At 59.9% G+C, this 6,531-nt stretch carries 9 protein-coding genes; 1 reads left to right on the top strand and 8 read right to left on the bottom strand.

The features are described 5' to 3' along the window. Nucleotides 1-132 precede the first annotated feature (132 nt). The 3 genes from D8676_RS26505 to D8676_RS26495 form a co-directional block, all read right to left on the bottom strand. Nucleotides 133-1,014, bottom strand: a complete 882-nt coding sequence (locus tag D8676_RS26505) for a DUF1565 domain-containing protein (RefSeq protein WP_121584100.1) — start codon at nucleotides 1,012-1,014, stop codon at nucleotides 133-135. Between the two features lie 90 nt (nucleotides 1,015-1,104). Continuing rightward, nucleotides 1,105-2,766, bottom strand: a complete 1,662-nt coding sequence (locus D8676_RS26500) for a phage tail tape measure protein (protein ID WP_147448281.1) — start codon at nucleotides 2,764-2,766, stop codon at nucleotides 1,105-1,107. After that, the gene (locus tag D8676_RS26495) at nucleotides 2,756-2,956 is read right to left on the bottom strand and encodes a hypothetical protein (protein ID WP_121584098.1); all 201 of its coding nucleotides are present in this window, start codon (nucleotides 2,954-2,956) and stop codon (nucleotides 2,756-2,758) included. Before D8676_RS26495 ends, D8676_RS26500 begins: the two co-directional genes overlap by 11 nt. Nucleotides 2,957-3,056: 100 nt before the next feature. On the opposite strand from D8676_RS26495, the gene D8676_RS26490 reads away from it, so the two are divergent. After that, complete coding sequence (locus D8676_RS26490; protein ID WP_121584097.1) at nucleotides 3,057-4,004, top strand: hypothetical protein; 948 nt, start codon at nucleotides 3,057-3,059, stop codon at nucleotides 4,002-4,004. 257 nt (nucleotides 4,005-4,261) lie between these two features. Here D8676_RS26490 and D8676_RS26480 read toward each other — a convergent pair whose 3' ends face one another. From D8676_RS26480 to D8676_RS26460, 5 genes are all read right to left on the bottom strand, one after another. Continuing rightward, nucleotides 4,262-4,597 (bottom strand): P27 family phage terminase small subunit, encoded by a 336-nt coding sequence (locus tag D8676_RS26480; RefSeq protein WP_121584095.1) that lies wholly within the window; start codon nucleotides 4,595-4,597, stop codon nucleotides 4,262-4,264. 210 nt (nucleotides 4,598-4,807) lie between these two features. Further along, nucleotides 4,808-5,344, bottom strand: a complete 537-nt coding sequence (locus tag D8676_RS26475) for an HK97 family phage prohead protease (protein WP_245427203.1) — start codon at nucleotides 5,342-5,344, stop codon at nucleotides 4,808-4,810. Beyond that, nucleotides 5,331-5,543, bottom strand: a complete 213-nt coding sequence (locus D8676_RS26470) for a hypothetical protein (protein ID WP_147448280.1) — start codon at nucleotides 5,541-5,543, stop codon at nucleotides 5,331-5,333. Before D8676_RS26470 ends, D8676_RS26475 begins: the two co-directional genes overlap by 14 nt. Further along, a complete protein-coding gene (locus tag D8676_RS26465) occupies nucleotides 5,536-6,096 on the bottom strand; it encodes a hypothetical protein (protein WP_121584093.1) in 561 nt (186 codons plus the stop codon). Before D8676_RS26465 ends, D8676_RS26470 begins: the two co-directional genes overlap by 8 nt. After that, nucleotides 6,096-6,531 (bottom strand): hypothetical protein (locus tag D8676_RS26460; RefSeq protein WP_210210775.1); only part of this gene is annotated, 436 nt, incomplete at its 5' end. The genes D8676_RS26465 and D8676_RS26460, both read right to left, overlap by 1 nt.

Raw genomic sequence — 6,531 nt, 5'->3', positions numbered from 1 at the left:
TATGCACTGGACGCGCATTGAAATTAGACCATGCTTATGGAGTGGGCTGGGGGCTCTCGGCTCACAGGCCCGGCTGCCTCACAACCCTGCGCCCACAACGCCGGAGCGGCCGGGCCGCCCATCACACTCCTGTCATCCGTACTGCCCTCCGGTCGCCACCGCGCCCGCAGCATCACCGGGGAAGTAATTTGCCCCGCCCCCAGCGCTCTGGATGACGGCGTTCATTTGCGCGTTATGGCGCTGCCCTGTGGCAGATCCCGAATAGGTGTTACCGCTGACCGTGGCAGTTGATGCGGTTGTCGCCTGGAGGAAGACGGCGAAAGCGAGAGAGCCCGACAAGGTGACCGTGCGCGCCTGACACTGGAACGAAGCCCCGGCAAACAGATAAACGTGTCGGCTCGCCGAGCCGGTTATCGAGTAGTTGCCGGTCGCCACTAGCCGACCGCCCGTAGCGAGCATGTGGTAGAAACTACACACGCCAAAATCGATGTTTTGAAACTTTACGATCGCCCCATCGGTGACGCCAATGCCATGTGTCGTTGCCTGAAGCTTCATGCCACGCAGGTGCCAGGCACCTACCAAGCCGTCGCCAGTAAAACACGATCCTGACGCATTGATAATCACGTTGCTCGGCGTGCTTTCGTCGCCAACGATGACGCAGAAACCGCCCACCAGGGACTTCAGCTGCACCGCCTCATTATAGGTTCCGGCGCCCACGCTGATGGTTGCTGTGAATCCGGCCATGTCGATCGCAGCAACCACATTGACCGCCCTCTGAATCGTCGCAAACGGCGCGCCGCTGGTCCCGTCGCCGGTTGAGTCGTTACCGCTAGTCGAGACGTAAATAGTGCGGTTCGCGGTCAACTTCTCGCGGATCTCGGTCAGGAAGGCCGCACTATCCGCCAGGTCCTTCACCCGCTGCCTGACATCGGCCGCAGTGACGTCGCCCGTCGTGTTGTCATTAATGTAGGTATCGGCGTCAGCGTTTAGCTGCGCACGTGTACGTATCGTCATTTGATGTTTCCTTTTGATTTTGAATAAGCGAAAGCGTCCCTCCGCCACGCGGTAGCGGAAGGTTGGTGCTGCAGCGGTGGATGGAGGCTGTTATCCGCTCGTCATCTGCTGGCGTTGTTTGCCCTTGTCGTAGGCGGCGAGGCCGCGGGCCGTGGTCTCTCGCGAAACGCTTTGCACGAAAGGCTTGAGATTGCCGTTCTGGTCGACCGCTACGCCGACAGTGACGTGGACGCCCTGTGGGGCGCCGCTGCCGCCACCGCCCATCGCTTTCGGCACCTTTGGAATGATCCGCCCTGCCGAATTAGGCACGAACAACTCCGGCTGCTTTTCGCCGACGATGTAAGGCTTCCCGGCCGCAACCGGCCCGCCAGATGCGCGGCCGGGAATGCCGAGCATTGCAGCGAAGCCACCTCCGGTCGGGCTGAATCCCCCCGTGAACAGACCGAGTAAGCCAGACAGACCGCCCGGCATGCGCATAAGTTGTTGGGCGATCTGGCCAACGATCGACAATATTTCGCTCGCCTCGAGCTTGCCGTCGGCAAAAGCGGTCGCCAGCGAGTTGGCCGCGCTGACAGCCAGGTCGCCGAAGAACTCTAGTTTCTCGTTCGCGAGTTGCTGCGCTTCGACATAGCTTTCCGTGTAGCCCAACAAATCTCTAAAGGCAGACGGATCCGGATCGAACTCGTCTTCCTTCTTGGTGCCACCACCACTGCCCGCAGGAGGCGGCATCGACACGGCTCGGTTCGCTGCATCCGCATATCTTTTGCGGAGTGCCTCGACGAGCCTTTGATCGGCCTCGCTTAACTGAGTAGCAAGCACGCCACCCATTCGCGCGTCCAGCGCCGTCGGCTTGCCTCGGGTGGGAGTTGTGGGGACCGCACCCTCGGGCCTTACCATTCCACCGACCCATGCGCCGGCATCGGCCGCCCGCTGCGCCTCAGCCTGCCGCTGCTGGAGCCGTTGAAACTCATCGATGAATCCGGCGAGTGCCGTAGCAGCTTCAACGATGGCGGTCTTCAGCGCATTGCCGACGGTCGTGGTGACCTGTTGGAATTTGCGGTCTAGTTCGGCCGCCTTGGTAATGACGTCGTCACTCAAGACGGCGCCCAGGCGGTGAGCCTCGCCGATCGTGCGCTTGATGCCGTCTTCGCCCTGCTCGATGAACCGGACGAATTGCTCGCCGCCTGTGCCGCCGAAAATCTCGTCGGCGATACGGATTTGTGCGGCGGTTTCGAGCTTGCCGAGCTTGCCAATGATCTCGGTGAAAAGCGCAGAGGGATCCTGCAGTTTCACCTTCAACTCGTCGGCACCGTAGCCAAGGCGCGCGAACGCTTCCGCGGCCGGCCCCTTCCCCGTGACGATGAATTCGTCGGCCCTAAGGTTTAGTTCCTTGAGGCCATCGATCAGCGCATCGACGCCCACACCGTTCTGCTGCGCGACGTATCCGAGTTCTTGAAATGCCTGCGCGGACACGCCAGCACGCTTCGCCTCCTGGCCGACCGCGGCGACGCCTTTGGCGATCTGGCCGACCTGGCTGACGATGCCGGCAATACCGCCCGCAGCAATGCCGCCAACGAGGCCCTTGCCGAAGGTGGATAGGTAGCCGGTAACTTTGCTGTTCATTTGCGAGAAGCGCGTCTCAATCGCCTTCGCGCGCTTGTTCGCTGTTCCGTTCGCTCTCGCGAGGGCTTTGTCGAACTTGTCGATCTTGGCCTCGAGCGCGACGACGAGCCGTTGCATGTCAGTCGACATCGGAAGCCTCCAGATAATCAGCCAGGAAGCGCAGGCGCTCTGCGGTAGCCAGTCGGCCGCGGGCGGCATTGCTGGCGCCAATTGCCTCGGCGAGGAATGCGTCTGAGAGTTCGTCGATGGTGGTGCCGCGGCCTTCAAGATGGCGCGACAAAGCGCTCGCTGCCGCGAGGCAGCGGTCGAAGTTGGTCATGATGTGAATCCTGTTGGGAGATCACGCGGCGCATCGAATGCGGCGTTGATTTATGCTAGCTGGAAATGAACGCCACGACGCTGATACTTGGAGATTTGTATTGCCAGTCTACGAAACCTTTGCAAAACGTCAGAAAAGGGAGAAGGGCGAGCAACCAGATGTTTTCGTCTACGACACGATGCCGACTCCTCTTAGAGTCCAGATTGTACAGATTTTCGACGAAACGCTTGGCGATCAAGACGCCTTTGACGACCATTATGGTCACGGCCCAAAAGTCCGGCGGCTGTATATCAGCGCGATCAAATTGTTGCGGCGTGAACTCGGAGTTTTCGAACTTCCTCACGCCCCTTCCTATGATAAGAACGCAATAAAAGAGTTTCGAAGCTACATCCTGGGAGTGAAGGACGTTGAGCAATGTTTAAGCGCCATAGAAATTGGCTGTAGACTTATTGAAAACGTCGCGAGCAAGTTTGACTATCGTAATAGACCGAAGGCCCCTAAAGAGGCGATGGCTGCTATCGAAGAGATCAACGCTCGCTTCAAAGAGCATGGAATTGGCTACTCGTATGATGGGGAAATCATTCGCGTCGATTCCCAACTCATTCACGCCGAGGCTGTGAAACCGGCCCTGAGGCTGCTCAACTCAAAACAATACGAAGGCGCACAGGAGGAGTTTCTAAGCGCGTATGAGCATTACCGACAGGGCAAAACCAAAGAGGCGCTCAACGACTGCCTCAAGGCCTTTGAGAGCACTATGAAGGCAATATGCGATAAACGGGGATGGGGCTACGACCCGAAGGCAACGGCAAAAACACTAATCGATATCCTCCTGGCAAACGGTCTCATCCCATCCTTTTGGCAAACTCAGATGGGATCCCTGAGGACCTTGTTGGAAAGCGGTGTTCCAACAGGACGCAATCGCCTTGGCGGACACGGCCAAGGCAGCGTTTCGACCGAAGTCCCCGGCTACCTAGCCGCGTATATGTTGCACATGACCGCCTCCACGCTCGTTTTTCTTGTAGAGGCAGAGAAGGCGTCACCCCAATAGTTACTCAGCCTAGCCACCCGGCCTCCCAAACCTCTCCTCGGCCCACGGCTCTCCCTCCCCATCGTATTCGGCCAGGAATAGATCGCCGAGCCGGCTCCAAGCCGCCCTCACCTCATCAAGCGCCGGCCGACCGTACCGATCGACGGGCACACCAATTTTCGCAAGGTCGTCGAAATAGTCGTAGCCGGCCGCGAACACCATCCGCCACGCAGGCAACGCTTCGGCCCGGCGCCGATCCACACGTTTTCTTACCGGCATTATCGTCTGCTCCCGTAGTCCCGCGTTCGCGGCGGCCGTGGCACCTCTGGCGCATCGACGTCGAGGGCAAGTTCGCGCAAGCCGCGAAAGAACGCAGTTCGGGAGTCCCGCTCGATGCCAACGCACGGATGAGCTTTCGGTGTGCCGTAGCGATCGACGACGGTCAGCCCGTCCGCGGCCAGGGCCTCACGAGCTTGCTCGCTCCGGTCCCACGCTTCGCAAGTCTTCACGAGCATCCGGAAATGGTGAGACTCGAGGGTGTACTCTTCGAGTATTTTCTTCGCCCATCGGCGTGTTTCCAGCCGCAAATGGCCAGGAATTTTATAATTTTCCATAGGTTTTCCGTAGCCTGGATGGCCTGATTTGCTTGCCGCACAAGTCGTCGAAGGTTCACGAGACGATTCGGGGCATGCACGGCCCATATGTTGGGTGCGCGCCGTTCCCGCCAAACGCGATTTTTTTCAACCCTTGAAGGCCCCCTCCCGGTCTTCAGGACAGGATCATCGCCAGCACGACCAGACACGCGAGCGCGAACGCTGCGTGACTCACCGGATGCCTCGGAGTCGATGCGCCCGCTCCGCCTTCTCACGCAGACGGCGGAGCGCGGCCGATTGGTTGTCGGAGCGGAGCGATGCCGACGTATCCTCATAAGCCGGAATTGGGGTGACGGTTATTTCCCACAGCGACACGTCCGTGATTGTTCGACGAGGCAATCCGGTACCGGAGTCATGCCACTCTTCTGCACGAACTCCGAAGCCAAAACTCATACCGCGCACCTCGCCTCGCTCCAGCGTCGATAACGCCAAGGCACCGGCCGGCGATCGAGGATCTAGGTCGAGTTCAAAATGAAGGCCGCGGCTGTCCTCTTCGAGCCGTAGCGTGCCGGCCGTGGTTCGGCCCAAAACCTGATCGTAGTTGTGGTGCCACAGCGCCAAAACATCCGGATCCTCGCGGAGCGTGCGAGTAAAGGCGCCTTTTGCCAGACGCTCTTCAAACAGCCCGGCGATTGGCGCCCAACTATTGAAAACCGCAGCATATCCGGATGCGATCTTGCCGTTGAACGTGAGACTAGTGTCGACCAACCTTCGCCTCCGCCTCACGCATCCAAGCGTCTCGCTCTTCGATCGTCTTTGTCTTCTTGATGCGTTTCTCGAGCAGCAGCAGTGCAAACTTCTTTGGATCGAAGCTTGTGCGCGTCGAGGTTTTGCCGGCGAAGGTGACGCGAGTCCTTCCCTCGCCGCGGTCTCGATCGGCTTTTTCCATTGCGCGACGCTCAAGCATAGCCCGCCTCCTTCAGAAACGATGCAATCCGACCGTCAGCCGGCTCGCCGAGGAAGAACGGCCACGCGCCCAGGTGCGCTGGCGAGATATCTTCCGCATCGAGATCCTGACGGAGCGACCACAAATCGCGATGCGCGGCGTCAGCAACCTTGAATGCGTCGCACAGCACCTTCATGCGTCTATCCCACTCGGGACGGACCTTTGCCACGGCAGCGCGCACCGCGGCTGTGCGGGCATCGCGGATCCGCTGTTCGATCACGGTAAGCGCCGTCTCGATGTCGCTTTCTCGCTGCTTTGCCTCGGCAACGGCCTTACGCTTTAGTGCCTTGGCCGACGGGCCGTCGCCGAGCAATTCAGCGACTCCCGGCCGCACCTCCCGGCTGGTGTCCGCCGCCAGTTCGCGCTCCGCCGCCTTTCTGGCGGTGCGGGCTTCCCCGCCGGCGGTGTGCAACTCGCCGCGCTTGGCAACCAGCGTGCCGTAAGTCTCGTCGCACTCGGCCAGCGTCGGCACCTGATACGGCTCGGCCGCGGCGTTTTTCTTCAAGAGGGCCATCACTTGTCTCCAAATAAGTTGCGGGCTGCGAGGAACAGCGCGGAATACGGAATGCGAGTGGTTCGACGCTGCTTGCCGGACCGCCATCGGCTCGAATCTTCACCAGCCGGAACAAAACGGACGACTCCAGCGGCGGAGTGAAACGCGACCTCCCGCCAGGTTTCGACTACTTCAATATCGAACTTCAGCGAGCCGTCGCTGTGTACGGCGTTCCAAATCAGATTATGCAGGATATCGAGCGCGGTGCGTTTCGCCGGACGAAGGGCTTCGGGCATGATGTCGACGTCGACGCCGCTCGGAACGCACTCGGCTAGTTGCACGGTGACGTCGGCGACCGTCGGCATTGCGGCACCGCTGGCTGTTGATTGCTGCTGAGAAGTGACCCGGGGGAGCGTGTAATTTTCATTGAGAAGTGACCCATGTTTGAACCCGTCC

Origin of the sequence: Mesorhizobium sp. YM1C-6-2, from assembly GCF_003666685.1 — a bacterium.
Lineage (GTDB): Bacteria > Pseudomonadota > Alphaproteobacteria > Rhizobiales > Rhizobiaceae > Mesorhizobium_K.
This window is presented reverse-complemented; position numbering and strand designations above follow the sequence as displayed.

What these genes read in the sequence shown, in the direction of transcription:
- D8676_RS26505 (WP_121584100.1), bottom strand. Translation starts at nt 1,014, where the DNA reads ATGACGATACGTACACGTGCGCAGCTAAACGCTGACGCCGATACCTAC.
- D8676_RS26500 (WP_147448281.1), bottom strand. Translation starts at nt 2,766, where the DNA reads ATGTCGACTGACATGCAACGGCTCGTCGTCGCGCTCGAGGCCAAGATC.
- D8676_RS26495 (WP_121584098.1), bottom strand. Translation starts at nt 2,956, where the DNA reads ATGACCAACTTCGACCGCTGCCTCGCGGCAGCGAGCGCTTTGTCGCGC.
- D8676_RS26480 (WP_121584095.1), bottom strand. Translation starts at nt 4,597, where the DNA reads ATGGAAAATTATAAAATTCCTGGCCATTTGCGGCTGGAAACACGCCGA.
- D8676_RS26470 (WP_147448280.1), bottom strand. Translation starts at nt 5,543, where the DNA reads ATGCTTGAGCGTCGCGCAATGGAAAAAGCCGATCGAGACCGCGGCGAG.
- D8676_RS26465 (WP_121584093.1), bottom strand. Translation starts at nt 6,096, where the DNA reads ATGGCCCTCTTGAAGAAAAACGCCGCGGCCGAGCCGTATCAGGTGCCG.